Genomic DNA, 20,043 nt, shown 5'->3' on the forward strand with positions numbered 1-20,043 from the left:
GCAAATTGTTTCGTTCGCTTGCTAATGTGTTAGATCATACCGAAAGTCTAGCTCGCCTAGCGTTAATATCTGTTGCGTGCGTGTGAGCACGCCCGCCTGCCAATTCCTCTCCACCACCCGCGCTTTGACAACAAACCCATTGTTGTCCTCAATTTTTCCTGGATTGCCCGCTCCCACACGCGACAACCCGAAAATTGTTGATTTATCAATCAATTCCCTCAATTCAATATTCTAACGAATTAGTTTTAGGCTAAGCTTTATCTCCATGACGGATGAGTGAGCAGCCGAAGCGCGAGACGCGATTGGCTCGAAAACACCGAAAAAACTGCGGTATTTGTCGAAAATTTTCGTTGAGTAACTTGCTGGACCACATGGAAAAAATTCACATACGCCCCCTGCTCTATCTCGTAACCATCTCCGCTGGACTCGGACTGGCGTCTGTAGCGGGCTGCGGCGGAGCAGCCGTCGGACCCGCCAAGCCACCGCCGCCGACCGTGACGGTCGCTCAGCCGATTCGCAAAGAGATCGTCGAGTGGGACGCCTATACCGGGCGGCTCGAACCGATCGAATTTGTCGAGATTCGTGCGCGGGTCAGCGGCTATCTGCAGTCGATTCATTTTGACGAAGGGCAACTGGTTCATGCCGGCGATCTGTTGTTTGTGATTGACACTCGGCCTTTCGTCGCCGAACTGAACGGCGCCAAAGCGACGCTAAACCAGGCGCAATCGCAATTGGCCCAAGCCAACGCGCAGACTCAGGATGCGAAGGCCCAACAGCAGCAAGCCGATGCTCGCCTGCAATTGGCCGACGCGCGCGTCCGACGTGCGCGAACGCTGCGAAGTTCGGCTGCCGTCTCTCAAGACGAATTGGACCAGCACGAAGCGGAAGTCCTGCAGGCGCAAGCCGACGTCGCCGCCGCCGAAGCCGGAATGGGACTCGCCGTCGCGGGAATCGCCACGGCCAAGGCCGCGATCGCATCGGCCGAAGCCGGCGTCGAGACCGCCGAACTGAATCTGAGCTACACCAAAATACACGCGCCGGTTTCCGGTCGCATCAGCCGCGAGTATGTCACCGAGGGGAACCTGGTGAGCGGCGGCGCTGCAACTTCGACGTTGCTGACGACCATTACCTCGGTCGAGCCGATTTATTGCACGTTCGACGTGAACGAACAGCAGGCGCTCAAGTACATTCGTCTTGCCCAAGCCGGTAAACGCGAGAGCTCGCGCGTCGCCAAAAATCCGGTCTATCTGGGACTGGCCGACGAATCGGGATTTCCGCATCAAGGGCACATGGATTTCGTCGACAATCGTTTTGACGTCGACACCGCCAGCATGCGTGTGCGCTGTATTTTTCGAAACGAAACGCATGATCTCGTCCCGGGCATGTTCGCTCGTATTCGCTTGCCGGGTAGCGCCGCTTATGATGCGGTCTTGATCCCCGATTCTGCGATCGGCGCTGATCAGGCGACTCAGTACGCGTATATCGTCGTCGATGGAAAAATCGAACGCCGCGATCTGTCGCTAGGGCCAATCGTAGACGGGCTACGCGTCGTGCGAGAAGGCTTGAGCGGTGAGGAATCGCTCGTGATTCAAGGGTTGCTGTTATCGCGGCCAGGTCTTGAAGTTCAATCGAGTTCGGAAACGATTCAAATCGCGGAAGACGGCTTGCCCAATACGTATGTGCCGTTACCGCCGGACGAGTGGATCTCGGCGGGGCGCAGTTCGTTGCAGACTGCCGAAGAGACGGCGAATGCGGCGATCGAGAAGCGGGAGCAAGTCCAATGAAGTTTCCTCACTTTTTCATTGAGCGACCGATCTTCGCGTCGGTGCTTTCGTTCATTATCGTGCTGGTCGGTGGAATTACGTATCTGACGTTGCCGGTCTCGCAGTATCCGAACGTCGCGCCTCCGACGGTGCAAGTGCGCGCCAGTTATCCCGGTGCAACGCCTCAGGTGATCGCCGATACGGTCGCAACGCCGATTGAGCAAGAGATGAACGGCGTCGACGACATGCTTTATATGGAGTCTTCGTCCAGCGCCGATGGCTCGATGCTGTTGACCGTCACGTTCAAGTTGGGGACCGATCTGGACGACGCCCAGGTGCTGGTTCAAAACCGTGTCGCGATCGCATTGCCGCGATTGCCCGAAGCGGTTCGTCAGATCGGCGTGACGACGACAAAACAGATTCCTGACATGCTGCTGGTGGTCCATCTCAATTCGCCAGACAGCAGTCGCGATCAGCTTTACATCAGTAACTACGCGTTCCTGCGAGTTCGTGACGCAATGATGCGCTTGGATGGCGTGGGAGACGTGCGCATCGCCGGCGGTAATGAATATGCGATGCGGGTCTGGCTCGATATCGAGCGGATGACCTATCTCGATCTGACGCCTGGCGATGTTGTTGACGCGATCCGTGGCCAAAATGTGCAAGTCGCCGCCGGCGTGATTGGGCAACCGCCGACCGATAAGACGGGCGCATTCCAGTTGAACGTCACGACGCGGGGACGACTGCGCGACCCCGAAGAGTTTGAACAGGTGATCGTCAAACGGGGCGACGATGGTCGCGTCACGCGATTGGGCGATATCGCTCGTCTCGAACTTGGCGCACAGGACTATTCGCGCGTCAGCTATCTTGACGGCAAGCCGGCCATTGCGGTCATCGTCTATCAACGCCCCGGCACGAACGCGGTTGATACGGCGGATGAAGTCAAACGCACGATGGCCGAGTTGGAAAAGGATTTCCCGCAAGGCGTCGGTTACGAAATCGCCTACAATCCGACCAATTTTGTCGAAGAGTCGATCGCCGAAGTGTTTGATACGCTGGTCATCACGACGGTGTTGGTCGTACTGACGGTGTTTCTGTTCTTGCACGGGTGGCGCCCGACCATCATTCCGGTGATCGCAATTCCGATTTCGCTGATCGGCACCTTCGCGGCGATGCAGTCGCTGGGGGTGACGCTCAACACGCTATCGCTGTTTGGTCTGGTGTTGGCGATCGGGATTGTCGTCGATGACGCGATCGTGGTGGTCGAAAATGTGGAGCGCCTGATCGGTGAGGGCATGGCCCCGCGGGCCGCGACGCATAAAGCGATGGACGAGGTCGGCTCGGCGTTGATCGCGACGACGTTGGTGTTGATCGCGGTCTTTGTGCCGACCGTGTTTATTCCTGGTATCAGCGGGCAGTTTTATCAGCAATTTGCGTTGACGATCGCGATTTCGACCGCTTTTTCAACCTTCGTTTCTTTGACGCTGAGCCCGGCGATGTGCGCCTTGCTGTTGCGACCCAAAAACGAAGAAAAGAAGGGGATGGGCAAAGTTGGCGACATCCTATTCGGCTGGTTCTTCCGCTGGTTCAATCGAACGTTTGACGTTACGAGTGACCTCTACGGTCGCTTGATTGGACGTACGATCCGCGTCTCGGCGGTCGTATTGGTGGGCTATGTCGGCTTGTTGGCTTGCACGTGGTACAGCTTTGGGATGGTCCCGACCGGATTTATTCCGCCCCAGGATCAAGGCTATCTAATCGTCGCGATTCGCCTGCCGGATGGCGCCTCGCTGGCGCGTACCGATGTGGTGACGCAAAAAGTCGCCGAAATCGGCGGCAAAGTTGACGGCGTCGCACATGCGGTCGGAATCGCCGGGTTGTCAGGCGCAACGTTCACGATCAGTCCCAGCGCGGCCGTGACGTTTTTGCCATTAGAAGACTCCAAAGAACGCAGTGCGCGGGGACGCGATCTGCCGGCGATCATGGCCGACCTGCGGCAAGAGATGAGCCAAATCAATGAGGCCGAGATCTTTGTGATTCAGCCCCCTCCGGTGCGCGGTATTGGCCGCGGCGGCGGTTACAAGCTGTACATCCAGGACCAAGGTGGCGCCGGTCTCGACGCGCTGAACGAAGTCACCAATCGCATGTTGGTTCAGGCGAACGAGCAGCCGGGCTTGGTGCAGGTCTATTCCAACTATCGGTTGAGCGTGCCGCAAGTCTTCGCCGACGTCGATCGGACGAAGGCCGAGATGCTCGAGATTCCAGTGAGCAACGTGTTCGAGGCGCTGCAGGTTTACCTCGGTTCGCTGTACGTTAATGACTTCAATTTTCTGGGACGAACCTACCGTGTGACAGCCCAGGCCGAACCGGAGTTTCGCGACGATCCGAGCGATATTCTGCAACTCCGCACGCGCAGTATTCGCGGAGCGAGCGTCTCATTGGGATCGGTTGTCAAACTGAATCGAATTACCGGTCCAGATCGATTGGTTCGTTACAATTTGTTTCCCGCGGCCGACATCAACGGCGACACCGTGGCTGGCTACAGCACTGGGCAGTCGCTCGCGACGATCGAACAACTGGCCGAGCAAAATCTGCCGCCGGGCTTTGGTTACGCTTGGACCGATATCGCGTTTCAAGAGCGTCAGGCCGGCAATACGATCATCTATCTGTTTCCGCTGGCGGTGTTGTTCGTCTTTTTGACGTTAGCCGCGCAGTACGAAAGTTGGATCTTACCGCTGGCGATCATCTTGATCGTCCCGCTCTGCTTGTTGTTCGCGATTCTCGGCATTTGGTTTCGCGGGATGGATAACAATATCCTCACGCAGATCGGCTTTATCGTGTTGGTCGGTCTGGCTTGTAAGAACGCGATTTTGATCGTCGAGTTCGCCAAAGCCGAAGAGGACGCCGGCAAAGATCGCTTCGAAGCGGCGGTCAGCGCCTGCCGATTGCGTCTGCGTCCGATCTTGATGACGGCGTTTTCGTTTATCTTGGGAGTGATTCCACTCTTGATTGCGACCGGCGCCGGTTACGAAATGCGCCGAGTCTTAGGGACCGCGGTGTTTGCGGGAATGCTGGGCGTGACCATTTTCGGTCTGTTTTTGACGCCGGTGTTTTACGTCGTCTTGCGAAAATTCGCCAAGCAACCAGCCGAGAAGTCAAAACCAGCGGCGTAGAAAATTTGGTCGGCGCCTATCTTCGTCGTCCGAAGCGCTAGCGGAGACGGTGAGACTTGGCGTCCCCGTATCGACATCCGCCGCACGGCGTTAGCCGCGGTTTCTGACAGGAACTCATGGCCGCCGGAAATTTGCAGACAAGAAACCGCGGCTAGGGCCGAGCGGCGGATCTTGTGGGAGAAGCCGGAGCGAACTGCGACGATTGGTTCCGCTTGTTGGAAAACGCTCTAGTGATACAGCACAACTTCAAAACCTCGGGCAACAAAGCGAAACAGGTCACACGTCGCACCATCCGATTGCGGCGTTCTGCGGCAAGAAAGAAAAAAGGATCGAACGGTTGGGGCAGGTAACCGATCGATCCTAAAGAACGCCGCCTACATGAAGCGGACGGCATCTTGTTAGAATATTGTCGCAACGGACGTTTCGATGTGAGGCATCGAGCAATCCCCTCTCTGGGTGGGATTTCCCGTTCTTATAGATGCTATCGTCATGCTGCGGGTGACCGCTTTAGCTTAAAATAATTGCAAGTCCCCACAATTTAGTAAGGCTTAGAGCCTCCCATTGGATGGGGTTTATGGGGCGTGGATCGTTGCATTGGGATTGAGCATTGCTGACGATAGGACAGTACGTAACTGGCCGTTAGGTCGATGAATGATGAAAGCAGGCTGGAATTGACTCCCTCATTTGCGGCGCCGTTGACGATTGGGCCGATTCAACTTGATTTCCCGGTCGTTCAGGCGGCTTTGTCCGGCTACAGCGACATGTCGATGCGGGTGATTGCGCGTCGCTTTGGAGCTTCCTACGCGGTCTGCGAAGTGATGCTCGATCAGTTTCTGGTGACGTTCAAAGACCGCAGCAAGAACAAGCACTTTCTGGCCATTGCGGATGAAGAACATCCTGTCGGCGGGCAATTGATGGGCGCCGAGCCGATCCAGTTCGCCGCCGGCGCTGTCAAGCTGGCCCAAGCCGGCTATGACGTGATTGACATCAATTTCGGCTGTCCGGTCCGCAAGGTCCTGGGGCGTTGTCGCGGTGGTTTTCATCTCAGCCAACCTGAAGTAGCGCTCGAGGTCATCTCACGCACTCGCGACGCGACGCCGCCCGAGATCCCGGTCACCGTCAAAATGCGCCGCGGCATCGACGACACCGCCGCAAGCCGCGATAACTTTTTCCGCATTCTCGACGGCGCCTTTGACCTGGGCGTCGCCGCAATCACCGTTCATGGCCGCACCGTCGAGCAGCGTTATGTCGGACCGAGTCGCTGGGAATTTTTGCGTGAAGTGAAAGAACATGTCGGCAGTCGCGTCATCCTAGGAAGCGGCGATCTGTTTAGCGCCCAAGATTGTTTGGACATGATGCGCCAGACCGGCGTCGACGGAGTGACCGTCGCTCGGGGTGCGATCGGTAATCCCTGGATCTTCCAACAATGCCGCGCCCTCTACGCCGGCGAGCCGCTTCCTCCTCCGCCCACGGTCTTCGAGCAACGCGACGTCATCAACGAACATCTCCGCTTGGCCGAAGAACTGTACGGCGAAAAGCGAGGCATCACGCAGATGCGCAAATTCGGCATCAAGTACTCGTTTCTGCATCCCGACATGGAAGAGTGCCGCGCCAAGTTCACCAAGATGCGAACCCTCGCCGACTGGCACGCAATCCGTGAAACGTTCTATGTGGAAGATCGGCCCGGACATTATCTGGATCCGCAGATCCATGCGGGGACGTCGGAGTGTGGTTAGCGATGTCGTCCGAGGAGTAGTCTCGAAATACGTTATCCCACAACTCCACCAAACAGGCTGGCGAACAACATCAATAGGATCAACAGCACCGCAAGCGTAAACGCGGTTCCAATCGCTATCCCGACCGGCGTTTTGAAAAACGATTGAAACCCAACGGCAAGCGATCGTTCGGTCAGGAATTCAAACTTGTAGTTCCCTGCGGTGACCGCTTCGCTGGAAAGTTGAACCTCCACAATCGCGTCCGAAACAAGCTTGTCCTGGTCTTCCAAGCGGATACTGGCGATCTCGTCGATCGAAATCGGATCTGACAGTCGCCAGGTGAGTCCGTCGATAGCCGACTGATTTGGTCTGGCGCCCAGGTTGATTCGCCGTCCGGTGGTCGTGTTGATGACGATCCTATAGTCGGGCAGCGCCTCGGTCTGTTTGACCAGCGGAATCAGATGATCCCGCGGTTCGGCCTTTTGATCCAACGCGGTCACCGTTACCTGCGTCAGGCCAACGCTGCGGACGGCGGCCATCGCCATACAGGCGACCAGACTCACGATGACGACGCATAGGCAAATCCATTGGGTCAGTCGCCAAATAGAGGGCATTGGTGCTTCGGCTGTGGGGGAGTCTTGTGTCATGAAGTTCCTATCAATGGCGCCGTCGCGTCTTCTTGGCGCCAACGTTGAATGATCCCGCATCGCGTGTCAAAATCGGATCCACCGCCGCGAGGATCTCAGCGACCAGTTCAGGGTCCATAAACTTATAGTCATCAGGAATATCCAGCACGTGGATTTCCTGAAAGCGCATCTCATGAGGGAATTCCACCAGCAGCCGTTGTTTCTGTTTCTGCTCCATCACAAAAACGATGTCGGCCCATTGCAGGTCTTCGGAGCTGACCGTTTTCCGCGCGTTGCGGCTGGTCCCGCAAGATCGAACCAGCAACTGCGGCTTGTCGGCGTAGATCTTTTCGGCGGTGGGACTGCGCCACTGATTCATCGAGCAAACGAACAGAATTTTGAGTAAGTCTCGCTCGATCATGTCCGGCTCGCTTGCCTGCGGGTACTCGAAGCCGAGCTGTTTCGCTTGGCGAATCTTTTCAGATAACGTCAAGCATCCATCACTTTCGCGAATCTCGCCAGACTAGCGCCGTCGAACCGATCTCGCGCAAAGTGTCTGGGACGTTTCTTGCCGGAGTCGCCTTGGCAAATCTCCAGCTCGCCATCGATAAAGCGAACGATGCAAAGAAGCGGGCTCCCGTTATCCGACAATTGGTCCATGTGTGTCGGAAGGAGGTGATTCTTCAGTTTGAGCTTGCCTCTTTCACCACTATTCTCCAAGCAGAAGCGATCACCAGTGATCGACATGATCACGTTGCCTTTGTCGATCATTTCTTGGGGAGCAAAGTTTCCATTTCTTCCCACAGAAACCATTCGCCAAACTCCTTGCAAGGAATCGAGCGTAACAAAGTCGATCACCTCATCCCCCTCGGAACTGTCGCCGTTTTCCTTGCCGTTGGGATAGTAGACAAAGAGAGCTCTGCCGGTGACGTGTGAGTAAACCAGTCCTATGACGACGACGCCTGCCGCCAGAATGGTCGGATACTGGAGCATCTTTAGAATCAGTTCCATGGCTGCATCTGCTTAAAAATGGAAGGCCTTTAAAGCGAAGCGGTTTCGTTTCGAATGCCGGTGGCGATCGGCGTCGCCGAATATAGTCGTCTCCCGCACGCATTACCAGCAAACGGCAGGGCCATCTCTCTGAGCCCCGTACTCCATCTGTCCAACCCGGAGGTTGCTCAATCCTCTTGCGCAAGGGTCCGTATTCGAATTGCTGCCGCAAAGCGCTCACTCCCCAGGTTGCCCGCAAACAGGCGCCCAAAAGCGATTAAGGGATCATATTCCTGGATTATACCCAAAAGCGGCATCGATGTTCCAATCTGCACCATAGATTGCGATCTACAGAGCAGGATTGCCCTTTACGTGAAACCATTTTTCGTATATTATTCCACCGTTCTCACCCCTCCTCTCCATGTTTGGTCCGTGCCGGCGGACTCCAAGACTGGGGAATAAGGGCATTTTTGCCTCCCTCTGTGTTTCATCTTTCCTTCCTTCGACCGAGGAACGTGCGCAATGAAGCGACGATCTTTTCTCGCTGCCGGACTTTCGCTCCCGTTAGCGATGAGTGGGCTTCTGCCCCGGCGAGCCCTCGCAGAATTCATGTCCAGCGAGCCTGCGCTCGGGCAGCCTGGCGAAACGTTTGTTCGCGATATGCAGCGGCGCTGCTACCGGTATTTCTTAGAAGCGGTCGATCCCCAGACGCAATTGGTCGCCGATCGGGCTCGGGCCGACGGCAGCGGCTACAGCGCCCACGCCAGCAGTGCGGCTTGCGGTTTCGGACTCGCGGCGCACGCTGTCGCGGCCCAATACAAATGGGCGTCGCACAGCGAAATTCAAGAGCGCGTGCGGACGATGCTCAATTCGTTGGTCAATCTAGCGCCCCATGAAAACGGCTTTGTCTACCACTTCTTCGACGCGAAGACCGGCGCAAGAGCGATGCAGTCGGAATCGTCGACCGTCGATACGGCGCTGATGCTGGCCGGCGCGCTGACAGCGTCGGTCGCTTTTAGCGACGATGCCGAAATCGCGGAGTTGTCCGACGAGTTGTACCGCCGCGTCGATTGGCGCTGGATGCTTGGCGCCAACGGGTGTTTGCACATGGGCTACAAACCGGAAACAGGGATCCTGCCCTACCAGTGGGACCAATACAGCGAACATTTTATCTTGCTGTTGTTGGCGATCGGCGCACCGTCGAACCCGATTCCTGCCGCGTCGTGGAACGCCTGGCGCCGCGAACCGGTTCTGGAGCACAACGGCGATAAGTTCCTCGGCTATCCGCCGCTGTTCGTCCATCAGTACCCGATGGCGTTCTTTAAATTTCAAGATTACCGTTCGCCAGGCGGGCGCAACTATTGGGAGAACGCGGTTGTCGCTCACAAGGCGCAACTTTCGTTTATGACCAGCTTGAGCGAACGATTTCCTGAGCAGCTTGGTCATTACGGACGAGACCTGTGGGGCATTACCAGCAGTGACAGCCAAACCGGCTATCGAGACTGGGGCGGTCCTTATAAAAATGGACGGATCGAGCCTGACCGAGGTATCGACGGCACGATTGTGCCTAGCGCCGCCGCCGGCGGATTGGCCGCAGTTCCAGAAGAAGCATTGCGGACGCTTGAGTACCAGAAGGCCCAATTTGGCGACAAGATCTACGGTCGCTACGGGTTCGTCAACGCGTTTAACCCGGCCACCGGCTGGGTCGATTCGGACGTGATCGGCATCGACACCGGGATTTCGCTGTTGATGGGCGAGAACATGCTGACCGGTAATGTCTGGAACATGTTCATGCAGCACCCAGCCGCAACGCGAGCGCTGAAGCTGGCCCGGTTTACCGACGTAAAGGCTCGCACGCCGCGATCATTGGCCGAGACCGATCGGTCGATTCGCACGCAGGAAACGATTCACGTTTCGGTTGCTGAAACCGGATCGGAAACGCCGTAACACTGGCGCCAACTGCGCCGGTGCTTGGTGATCCGGCGCTATTCAGAAAATCCGCGAAAGACGCCGTCTGGATCGGCGGCGCGGGTGAAATCTTCAAAGTCCATGTTGGCGATCGACAGATTGTTTTGGATCGCTTGAATTGTGGAGGGAACCGCACGCAGCGTCTGGATGTCGGACGGCGGCGTTTGCTGCGGCGTTCTTTCGTAATCTTTTGGGTTTACGCTGTTCGGAGAGAACCCGATGACCAGGATCGGATGTTCATCATCGCTGAACGTCGTTGCATCGGCCGCAAAGCAAAAGAAGCCGGGGTAGTCGTCCGGCAACGCATGGATCAGCTCGGTCGGGCCAAGATCGGCAAACTGCGGGTCCTCTTTGAAGTGGACATAGGCGTAGAAGTCCATGCCCACGATGGAATCACGCTGAGGCGCTGAGACCTGTTCGCAGACCACCGTCCACTTTTCGTCATCGCTGAAGTCGGTGCGGATCATCCACGGATCATGTGCGTTGGGTTCGTGCATCGGACCTAAGGGAAAGCCGCAACCGACCAGCAGCGTCACGATCACAGCGAGCGTTCGGTTGGCGTATGACATCGGGTTCTCGGCGGAGGTGGTTGATCGATTGTTGCCTCCAGTCAGCAATGCTTGCTGTTGGGTTCCGTGCGGTACTTTCCGAAATAGGAAGATTGTTAAACACCGTCAGTTTGCACGAAAAGCACCGCTTGAAAAGTATTGCAATCAATAAATAACAGGTGTAGGTTTGACAAACGTAAGGATTTTGCAAAGTTCTGTGAATTTTATTTCTCCATCTGGCGGAGGGGTTTTGCATGACTGGATATGTTGCGCGGATTGGGATCATGCTCCTGGTCGGTGTCGGAGCCGGGTGTTCGGAAAATCCCAAGTCTCCCATCGTACACGGAACAGTAACGATCGATGGCCAAGTGATCGCCGATGGTTTGATCACCTTCACGCCGCTGGAAAGCGGAACGGGAACGTCGAGTTCGACGGTCATTAAGGATGGACAATACCGAGCGGTCGACGTGTCGCGCGGTCGCGTGCTCGTCCGGTTTCACGCGATGAAGGAGACAGGCAAGACGTATCTCGAATTTGGCAAAGAGTTTCCGGAAACGGTCAGCATCATTCCGCGGAAATATGAGATCGGCGAGGAGATGACGGTATCAGAAGGCGAGACGATTCGCGACTTTGAGCTTACCTCCAAATAACAAAGACGAGTGAGATCGCCTTCAAGGCTGGCGAAGGTCTGAGGTTCTCAGAACGGGCTTTACGTTTGCCCAATGCTGTTTCGGGTTTGCAATCTTTCTTCTCTCTTCTTATCGGAGACACGCTTGTGATTCGCAAAACATCTCGCGCGTTTACCCTTGTTGAACTCTTGGTGGTGATCGCGATTATTGGGGTTTTAATCGCTCTCTTACTTCCCGCGGTGCAGCAAGCTCGCGAAGCGGCCCGCCGCATGCAGTGCACCAACAACCTCAAACAGCTAGTTCTCGCCACGCACAATTATCACGATACGCATCTGGTATTTCCGCCGGGGGTCGTGCAAAACAACATAGACGCTGAGTTTGTCAATCCTCGCTTAACTTGGGGAATTCATCTTTATCCCTATTTGGAAGCGGGAAATATCTACGATCAGTTCGACTTCAATCAGTCCGGCATCGTATGGATCAATACGGCGAATTCAGGTGGTCCGACTCGACCGGTGGCCCAGGTCCTTTCCATGATGCAGTGCCCTAGTGACGGCGTGGGAGCGGATACTTATGAACACCCCTCCTTTCCCGGCAACGTGTTTGCCAGAGGAAACTACGCCGTGTTCTTCGGCAATCTGACGAAAGGAGACACGCGTACTCTTTCGGCAAATCATTTGCCGGCCGCATTTGGGTATCGAACGGTGAAGATGGCGTCCATTATCGACGGCACAAGCAACACCATGGCGTTTGGCGAATTGTTGAAAGGTTCTGGAGCAATCTCCGACTCGATGGTTGGTTCTTATTGGTATGATTTTCCCGGAGCGGCTTGGATCTTTACGCGTGAAATTCCTAATACGAGCGTGCCTGACTCGATCCGTAGCTCCAGTTGCGGAACCGCGGCGAATAAGCCGGAGTTGAATTTGCCATGCACCGGCGTCAACGGCAGCGGCGAAACGGCGGCGTCGCGGAGTCGGCATCCGAGCGGGGTTGAAGTCGGAATGTGCGACGGTTCCGTCCACTTCATTTCCGAAACCATCGGTCTCGAGGTATGGCAAGCCCTCGGCTCTCGAGCCGGCAGCGAGACGTTCTCGCTGCCCTAAGAAAATCGCACGAGCGCCGGCGCCACGCGTTTCGTGACGACGGCTTATGCAGATACCGCGCCTGCCGCACTGTTTGCTTCGGAGACGAAGCAACTTTGCGCGCCGTGTTGTTTTCCTTGTTGGTTCCCCCTTCGCCCATTAGACTGCATTACTACCGGCCCGATTTGACGAATGAGCTCCGTAGACTTTCCTTCCCGCCTGCCTTCCCCTACCCCTTTCTTTCAGCTGGCTTCCAAGCATGACCGTTGCCCGTATGATTCGCTTTGCAACTTTGCTGCTCATGTTGGGGGCGATGGTTTCGTGCGCCGCCGCGGCGCAAGGCGCCGACCAATCGGCGGGCGATGTCGACTACACGCGTGACATCAAGCCGTTGCTCTCGAACAGTTGCTACACGTGTCACGGTCCCGATGAAGGGACGCGGGAAGCGGACTTCCGTTTGGACGTGCGTGAGGTCGCAATCGACAGCGTGATCGTTCCGGGCAACCCTGCCGAGAGCGAGCTGTTTGCTCGCATCGCGAGCGAAGATCCTGACTTGCAAATGCCGCCGACAGACTCGAGTCGTCCCAAGTTGACGCGTGACGAAGTCGATCTCATTCGCCGGTGGATCGCCCAAGGAGCCAAGTACGACGAGCATTGGTCGTATGCGCCTCCCAAGCAGGTCAAGGTTCCGCAGGAACGCGCATCATCACCGATCGACGCGTTCATCGATCAACGTCTGGCGGAAAAGGGATTGGAGCCTGCGGCGAAGGCCGATCCGCGCACGCTCATTCGGCGGCTCTACTTCGATCTCACCGGACTGCCGCCGACTCCGACGGAAGTCGCCGCCTTCGCCGCCGATCCATCCGATCAGGCGTACGCTGCGCTGGTCAAAAAGCTGTTGGCCTCGCCGCGCTTCGGCGAACGGATGGCCATGCATTGGCTCGACTTGGTTCGCTACGCCGATTCGGTCGGGATTCACGGCGATCAAGAGTGGAGCATGTCTCCTTACCGTGACTATGTCATTCGCTCGTTCAACGAGAACAAGCCGTTCGACCAGTTCACCATCGAGCAACTCGCCGGCGATTTGCTTCCCAATGCGACTCGCGAGCAGCAAATCGCTTCTGGCTACAACCGCCTAAACATGATCACCGCCGAAGGGGGCGCTCAGGCGAAAGAGTATTTGGCCAAGTATGCGGCCGATCGCGTTCGCACGACGAGCACCGTTTGGCTGGGCGCGACAATGGGGTGCTGTGAATGTCATGATCATAAGTTTGATCCCTACACGATCAAAGAGTTCTACCAGTTCGCCGCTTTCTTCGCCGACTTGGAAGAACAAGGGGTTTACGCCGGCAGTAGTAAGACGAGCTATTGGGGCCCGAGTATCCCGGTCCCCAGTCCGCAACAAGAGACGCGGTTGCAAGAACTCGATCAACAGATCATGACGCTCGGTCAATCGCTTCAGACGCCCACGCCCGAGTTGGCGAAAGCGCAAGCCGAGTGGGAAGCCAATCTTCCGGAGGACCCATCGTGGCAAGTGCTGCAGCCGACCAGCATGAAGTCGCACCCCGAGGTTGATTGGAAGAAGTTGGAAGATGGCTCGCTGCTGGCCGCCGGCGCCAATCCGGACAAGCCGGTCTATGAACTTGAATTCACGACCCAGTTAAGTACGGCGACCGCTCTCCGGCTAGAGGTTTTGCCCCATGATTCGCTGCCGGCGGCGGGACCTGGACGAGCCGGGAACGGCAATTTTGTCCTCAATGAAATTCAATGGGCCATCGACGGAAAGCCAGTCGCTTTCCAAACGGCGACGGCGACCCATTCGCAACAAGGTTGGCCTATCGCGAGTCTGCTGACCAGCGATCAGAAGGATGGCTGGGCCATCTTGCCTGACATCGGCAAGGGCAACGAAGCGGTCTTTGAACTACCGGATGATGTGACGCTGACTCCGGCCAGCAAGCTGACCCTGACCATGACGCACCATTACGGCAGCAGTCACGCGATCGGCAGATTGCGAGTAGCGCTGGTCGACGCTCCCCGACCCGTTCAAGCGAATCAAGCGATCGGCGTCCCCCAGGAGATTCGCGATCTTGTTGAGACGCCCGCTGCGAAACGGACTGCATCACAACAGGAAAAACTGGCCGCCTATTATCGCACGATTGCGCCGCAATTGGATCACGCGAGAAAAGAACTGGCCGAGCGAACCGAGCAGCGCAAGCAACTCGCCGACTCGATGACGACAACACTCGTTTCCAAATCAAGCGAGCCGCGCACGATGCGCGTGTTGCCACGCGGCAATTGGTTGGACGACAGCGGTGAGATCGTCGAGCCGGGGGTTCCCGGTTTTTTGGGATACGATTTAGAAACTGACGGACGCCGCGCGACGCGGCTTGATCTGGCCCAGTGGTTTGTCGATCGGCGCAATCCGCTCACGGCCCGCGTGTTTGTCAATCGCTTGTGGCAGCTAACGTTCGGACGCGGTCTCGTCTCGACCGCAGACGACTTTGGTTCGCAAGGAGCGATCCCCACGCATCCGCAACTCTTGGATGCGCTAGCGACCGAGTTTGTCGAGAGCGGTTGGGACGTCAAGCAGATGGTGCGTCGCATCGTGCAGTCGCAGGCTTACCAGCGATCGTCGTCACGAACCGCGAGCCAAAAGCAGAAAGACCTGAGCAATGCGTTTTTAGCGGCTCAGTCGGCGCATCGACTTCCGGCCGAAATGATTCGCGACAACGCGCTGGCGGCCAGCGGTCTGCTGGTAGAGCAAATCGGCGGCGAAAGCGCTCGGCCTTATCAACCGCCTGGGTATTGGTCGCACTTGAACTTTCCGAAACGCGAATACCAGCGCGATCAGGGACGAAACCTGTATCGACGCGGCCTTTACACGCACTGGCAACGGACCTATTTGCACCCAAGCTTGGCCGCGTTCGACGCGCCGACGCGGGAAGAATGTACGGTGCGCCGGAATATTTCCAATACGCCGCAACAGGCGCTCGTGCTGATGAACGATCCGACCTACGTCGAAGCGGCGCGGGCGCTGGCTGTTCGCCTGCTGCAAGAGGGAAACGACAGGCCGGAGGCGAAGATCCATTTGGGCATGCAAGCCGTACAGCAGCGCGACGCGACCGCAGCCGAAGTCCAAATTCTTACCGCGACCTATCAAAAGCATCGCCAACAATATGTCAGTGATCCGCAGTCGGCCCAACAATTATTGAGCGTGGGCGAGTACGTTACGCCGGAGGGGATCGACGCAATCGACCTGGCGGCGTGGATGTCGGTCAGTCGGATCTTGTTGAACTTGCACGAGACCATCAATCGATATTAATGCCCTTGGATCGTAGACCGCTTGGTTTGATTCATCCCGCGAAGGCGACCTTATGTATTCCCAATCCGCAGCTTCCCTGCGTCAAACTCGCCGCACTTTTTTAGGCCATGGAATCGCTGGGCTCGGTTCAGCGGCGCTCGCGTCGATGCTGACCGCCGATTCGGTCTGCGCCGACCAACAGCAGAGCGCCTTCCCGAATTTCGCTCCCCAAGCGAAACGCGTGATCGTGCTTTGTCAGGCCGGCGGTCCTTCGCACTTGGAGACGTTCGACGAAAAGCCAGAGCTGAAACGGCTCGACAACCAGCCGATGCCAGAGTCGTTCACCCAAGGGCAACCGATCGCGCAGCTGCAGGGAAAGCAGCTCAAATGTTACGCTCCGCGGTTTGACTTCAAGCGGTATGGAGAGTCAGGACAAACGATCGCGACGCTCTTCCCGAAGATGGGTGAGATCGCCGACGATCTGTGCATCATCAACTCGATGGTCACCGAGCAGATCAATCACGATCCGGCCCATACGTTCATGAACACCGGCACGTCGATCTCGGGCCGACCTTCGATGGGGTCGTGGGTGCAATATGGCTTGGGAAGCGAAGCGGACGATCTGCCGGGCTTCGTCGTCCTGACGTCGATCGGCAAAGGAGGCCAGGCCCAACCAATCGCCGCTCGGCAGTGGCACAGCGGATTTCTCCCCAGCCGTCACCAAGGGGTTGAGTTCCGTTCGGCCGGCGATCCGGTTCTGTATGTGAATAGCCCCCCCGGCGTCACCGCCGCGCGGCAGCAAGATGTGTTCGACGCGATCAATCAGATGAACGCGCTGCGCCAACCGACGCTCGACGATCCGGAAATCGCAACCCGGATCGCACAGTACGAGCTGGCCTTCAAAATGCAGACCAGCGTCCCCAGCTTGATGGATGTCTCCGGCGAACCGCAGCACGTCCTGGACATGTACGGAACGCAAGGAGGCGACGGAACCTTCGCCGCGAATTGTCTGCTCGCACGGCGCCTGGCCGAGCGCGGCGTCCGCTTCATCCAGCTCTACCATCGCGGCTGGGATCATCACGGCGGACTCGAGCGCGGCATGCAAATCTGCGCTTCCGAAGTCGATCAAGCCTCCGCCGCGCTAGTGACCGATCTCAAGAACCGCGGCATGTTGGACGACACGCTCGTCGTCTGGGGCGGCGAATTCGGCCGCACCCCCATGGCCCAAGGGAGCGGTCGCGACCATCACATCAAAGGTTTTTCCATTTGGATGGCCGGCGGCGGAATCCAAGGCGGACTCAAATATGGCAAGACCGACGACCTCGGCTACAACGCCGCCGAAAACATCGTCCATGTCCACGATTTCCACGCAACCATGCTGCATCTATTGGGGATCAACCACGAAAAACTGACCTATCGAAGCCAGGGAAGAGATTTTCGTCTAACCGACGTGCATGGGCACGTGGTGCATGACATTCTGGCGTGATGGTGACTTTATTCTTTCGCAATGTTCAGCGAGCCTGAAAGAATCGGAACGTTCGGCGCGTTCCGATTCTGGTTTATCTTACCCGCATCTTGGAAGCAAAATGTTCACTTGAGGCCCCACTCGGCGGCGGCCTGTGGATCGATTTGACGCGCGGCCCATGCAGCGGCGACGCCGAACGCGCGGGTATCGCGATAAGCAACTTCGGCGAGCAGCGGGATTGCCGCCTTGGCGGGGGGCCCAATTCGGCCCAAGGCCCACGCGATATGCTGACGATCACCGCGACCCTCGCAATCTTCGACAAAGGGAACCCGCTCGGGCTTCAACTGCCGCATCAGCTCGGTCGCCACGTCGCGATTTTCTTCGAGCCGCCAAATCGTGAGGCCTGCTACACCGCTAAAAATGCCGCCATCGCTCCGCTTGAGTTGGCCCCACAGCGCCGGAAGTTCCTCGTGGGCCCGCGGTCCGATCAGCGGCAGCAGCAGCGCCGCGGGCATTCCATACGCGGTTTTGTGCCCGTGCAGGAAGGGACCCAGGGCCCCGCCAACCGACCCCATCTCGCGGACTGTTTGCGCCGGGGCGACGCGGGCATCCACCATGATCGCCGGGATGAGCGGCGACTGCGTCAGCCGCCACAAAGCGTGGACGATCGCTTCGTGCTCGCGCCCACGATGGAACTCGAGGCGGTGGCGTTCGTGTAAGAGCAGCAGCAGCGGAGCAGCCGACTGCGCGGGCAGTGGTCCCTCGCCAAACTCCAGAATCCTCTCCGCATCACCACGGTTCCCAAGCCCAAAATGCTCCGAGTCCGCCACATAGTCTGGCAGTGTTCTTCGAATCGACGACGGCCGCGCCGCGGACGGCGGATCGATGTTGGCGTCGTAGGGCGGCGTCCAGAGCGCCGCACCTTGGGTCACGCGCTGGGCATAGGGAGCGGTGCTGGCGATCGCAGCTCGCGTGCTCTTCGGCATGTCGGACAGGTCCGGTCCCAGCCGCACGCCGATCTGCCGAATGGCGAACTCCGCGGCGAGGGAAGCTTCGCTCGCATCGCGCGGGGTCGCACGGAGAGCCTTGACGATCCGGGGTGCTGATTCTCGCGTCGCGACGCGGCCCAACGCTCGAGCTGATGAACGACGGATTCGCCAGCTCGGCGAGTCGAGCTGCTTGAGCAGATCGTCCGTGGCCGAGGCGGCAGGCGGACCGATTGCAGCCAGCACGTCCGCGGCCAGCCGGGCCGGTTCGAACTGGTCGTCGTCGAAAGTCCTGATTGGGGCGGGTGGTCGGCTCAGGAGTTGGGCGAGCTGGTCAACGTGGGCCTCACCCCTTTCGGCCTCCTCGATCAGCACATGGGACACGTTTCGCCGGCAGAAGCCGTTGGGGCTGTCGCCCATGAGTTCGACCAGCCACGCGATCGGCCGCGGCTGCAGCTGCTTGAGTTGATGCCAGCTTGTTCCGAACTGGTTGTACGGGCCGGGTAGCTTGGGCTCAATCAGTTTTCGAGCGGAATCCAGGCGATCGGGCGTTGGCTCGAGGCAATACAGGGCGACCGCCAGATCGATTTCGCGACCGTCGAGAGTCAATTTACTCAGCGGGCCGATCGCTTCGTTGGCGGCAGGGCCGATCGCGCGGAGCGCTTCAACGGCACAGATCCGCACTCGTCCATCGGATTCATCGAGGCAGGCAATCAGCGCAGGCACAGCGGGCGCCGCAATTGGGCCAAGTTCCTCCAGGAGCTCGGCAGCCAGTTCTTTCGAGCGCACGTCGTCGCTCCTGAGCACCTCGATCAAAGAGGGCGCCGCCTCCGCACCCCAGGCCCGAATCGCGATGGTCGGTGGACCTGAGGCATCGCTGGCTCGGTTGCGGGTCATGGCAAATACTAGCTCGACCACTACGTCTGGACTGTAGGTGCGCACCAGTTGTTCGGCGGCGATGTAATCTAGGTCGCTGGTCGCTCGCTCAATCAGCTCGCCAGCCGGCGTCGGAAGCTCAGCGCCGCGAATCTGGGACAGCGCCAATCTGGCGATCGCGGCAATTCGTTCATCATTTTCGTCGTTCAGCAGTTCGGTCAGCGCTTTCTCAATGTTCGCTCCCTGGGCCTGACGTGCGCCCAAGCAGGCGGCGGCATAACGTCGTGTAATTTCGTCCTGGCTGGCCAAGAGCGCCAGCAAATCAGCATCGGCTTGAGGCGGCAAGTCAACGACGAAGAAGGGATTGATTCGCAACAGAGCGGCGACCGCGCGACGCCGCATCGCCGGGGCGCCCTCTTCCGCCGCCAGCTTTTGCAGATCCGCCGCCGCTTGGTTGGCCTCAAAACCGATCGCGCCTAGCGCATCGACTGCCTGCGGCGCCAGTTCAGCATGTGTCAGCAGCTTTGCCAGCGATTCAATCGTCGCCGCCTCCGGTGGATGCAGTTTTGCGAGCTGAATGATCGCCTCGCGCTGAGAGTCGACATCGTCGCCAGCGAGTATTTGCTGCAGCTCCGCCGGGGAAAGTTGATCCACCTTGGCGGCAGGCGGAAGCTGAGCGGTCGCGGGGGCAGGTTGATCTAGCCGGCTCTGCTGGTCTAGCTCCCACACTTTCCGTACCAGCCCGAAATAGAGCCCCGCAGCCGCCACGATGCCGACGAGCACGATGCCTTTCACCAGCCAGGGCCGCCGCCGGGGTTCATCCGGCTGGTTCTGATGTTGGATCAGCTTGTGGAGCTGACGCCGTTTTTCTGCGCTGTCGTCGCTCGGCAGCATGCAAGGCGATCTCCAATGGCCCTAAAG

13 protein-coding genes are annotated in these 20,043 nt (G+C 58.0%); 8 read left to right on the top strand and 5 right to left on the bottom strand.

Annotated features, from left to right (window positions below):
• Positions 1-371: 371 nt before the first annotated feature.
• The 3 genes from DSM3645_RS13740 (at position 372) to DSM3645_RS13750 (ending at position 6,672) form a co-directional block, all read left to right on the top strand.
• Positions 372-1,784 carry an efflux RND transporter periplasmic adaptor subunit gene (locus tag DSM3645_RS13740; protein ID WP_116344494.1) on the top strand — a complete coding sequence of 471 codons (1,413 nt, stop codon included), beginning with the start codon at positions 372-374 and terminating at the stop codon, positions 1,782-1,784.
• The gene (locus DSM3645_RS13745) at positions 1,781-4,936 is read left to right on the top strand and encodes an efflux RND transporter permease subunit (RefSeq protein WP_002652806.1); all 3,156 of its coding nucleotides are present in this window, start codon (positions 1,781-1,783) and stop codon (positions 4,934-4,936) included. Before DSM3645_RS13740 ends, DSM3645_RS13745 begins: the two co-directional genes overlap by 4 nt.
• Before the next feature lie 647 nt (positions 4,937-5,583).
• Complete coding sequence (locus DSM3645_RS13750) at positions 5,584-6,672, top strand: tRNA dihydrouridine synthase (RefSeq protein WP_002652807.1); 1,089 nt, start codon at positions 5,584-5,586, stop codon at positions 6,670-6,672.
• Between the two features lie 32 nt (positions 6,673-6,704).
• Here DSM3645_RS13750 and DSM3645_RS13755 read toward each other — a convergent pair whose 3' ends face one another.
• The 3 genes from DSM3645_RS13755 to DSM3645_RS13765 are packed head-to-tail and all read right to left on the bottom strand — an operon-like array spanning position 6,705 to position 8,288.
• A complete protein-coding gene (locus DSM3645_RS13755; protein ID WP_040351835.1) occupies positions 6,705-7,265 on the bottom strand; it encodes a hypothetical protein in 561 nt (186 codons plus the stop codon).
• A 43-nt stretch (positions 7,266-7,308) separates the two neighbouring features.
• On the bottom strand, positions 7,309-7,770 hold the full coding sequence (locus tag DSM3645_RS13760) for a low molecular weight protein tyrosine phosphatase family protein (protein WP_002652809.1): 462 nt from the start codon (positions 7,768-7,770) through the stop codon (positions 7,309-7,311).
• The gene (locus DSM3645_RS13765; RefSeq protein ID WP_002652810.1) at positions 7,767-8,288 is read right to left on the bottom strand and encodes a TIGR03067 domain-containing protein; all 522 of its coding nucleotides are present in this window, start codon (positions 8,286-8,288) and stop codon (positions 7,767-7,769) included. Before DSM3645_RS13765 ends, DSM3645_RS13760 begins: the two co-directional genes overlap by 4 nt.
• 588 nt (positions 8,289-8,876) lie before the next feature.
• Between DSM3645_RS13765 and DSM3645_RS13770 the strand changes: the two genes are divergently transcribed.
• Entirely contained in the window at positions 8,877-10,214 is a 1,338-nt protein-coding gene (locus DSM3645_RS13770; RefSeq protein WP_002652812.1) for a glucoamylase family protein, read from the top strand.
• 38 nt (positions 10,215-10,252) lie between these two features.
• Here DSM3645_RS13770 and DSM3645_RS13775 read toward each other — a convergent pair whose 3' ends face one another.
• A complete protein-coding gene (locus tag DSM3645_RS13775; RefSeq protein ID WP_040351836.1) occupies positions 10,253-10,804 on the bottom strand; it encodes a DUF6924 domain-containing protein in 552 nt (183 codons plus the stop codon).
• A gap of 233 nt (positions 10,805-11,037) precedes the next feature.
• Here DSM3645_RS13775 and DSM3645_RS13780 point away from each other — a divergent pair, with 233 nt between their 5' ends.
• The 4 genes from DSM3645_RS13780 to DSM3645_RS13795 all read left to right on the top strand — a co-directional run bounded on the left by DSM3645_RS13780 (position 11,038) and on the right by DSM3645_RS13795 (position 17,281).
• Positions 11,038-11,433, top strand: coding sequence for a hypothetical protein (locus DSM3645_RS13780; RefSeq protein ID WP_002652814.1), 396 nt, complete (start codon positions 11,038-11,040; stop codon positions 11,431-11,433).
• Positions 11,434-11,558: 125 nt separating this feature from the next.
• Positions 11,559-12,515: a DUF1559 domain-containing protein gene (locus DSM3645_RS13785; protein ID WP_002652815.1), complete on the top strand. Its 957-nt coding sequence runs from the start codon at positions 11,559-11,561 to the stop codon at positions 12,513-12,515.
• A 238-nt stretch (positions 12,516-12,753) separates the two neighbouring features.
• A complete protein-coding gene (locus DSM3645_RS13790) occupies positions 12,754-15,816 on the top strand; it encodes a PSD1 and planctomycete cytochrome C domain-containing protein (RefSeq protein ID WP_040351837.1) in 3,063 nt (1,020 codons plus the stop codon).
• 52 nt (positions 15,817-15,868) lie between these two features.
• A complete protein-coding gene (locus DSM3645_RS13795; RefSeq protein ID WP_050769379.1) occupies positions 15,869-17,281 on the top strand; it encodes a DUF1501 domain-containing protein in 1,413 nt (470 codons plus the stop codon).
• 104 nt (positions 17,282-17,385) lie between these two features.
• On the opposite strand, the gene DSM3645_RS13800 is transcribed toward DSM3645_RS13795, so the two are convergent.
• Complete coding sequence (locus DSM3645_RS13800) at positions 17,386-20,016, bottom strand: HEAT repeat domain-containing protein (RefSeq protein ID WP_002652818.1); 2,631 nt, start codon at positions 20,014-20,016, stop codon at positions 17,386-17,388.
• Positions 20,017-20,043: the final 27 nt, after the last annotated feature.

The sequence above is a fragment of the Blastopirellula marina DSM 3645 genome, from assembly GCF_000153105.1.
Classification (GTDB): domain Bacteria; phylum Planctomycetota; class Planctomycetia; order Pirellulales; family Pirellulaceae; genus Blastopirellula; species Blastopirellula marina.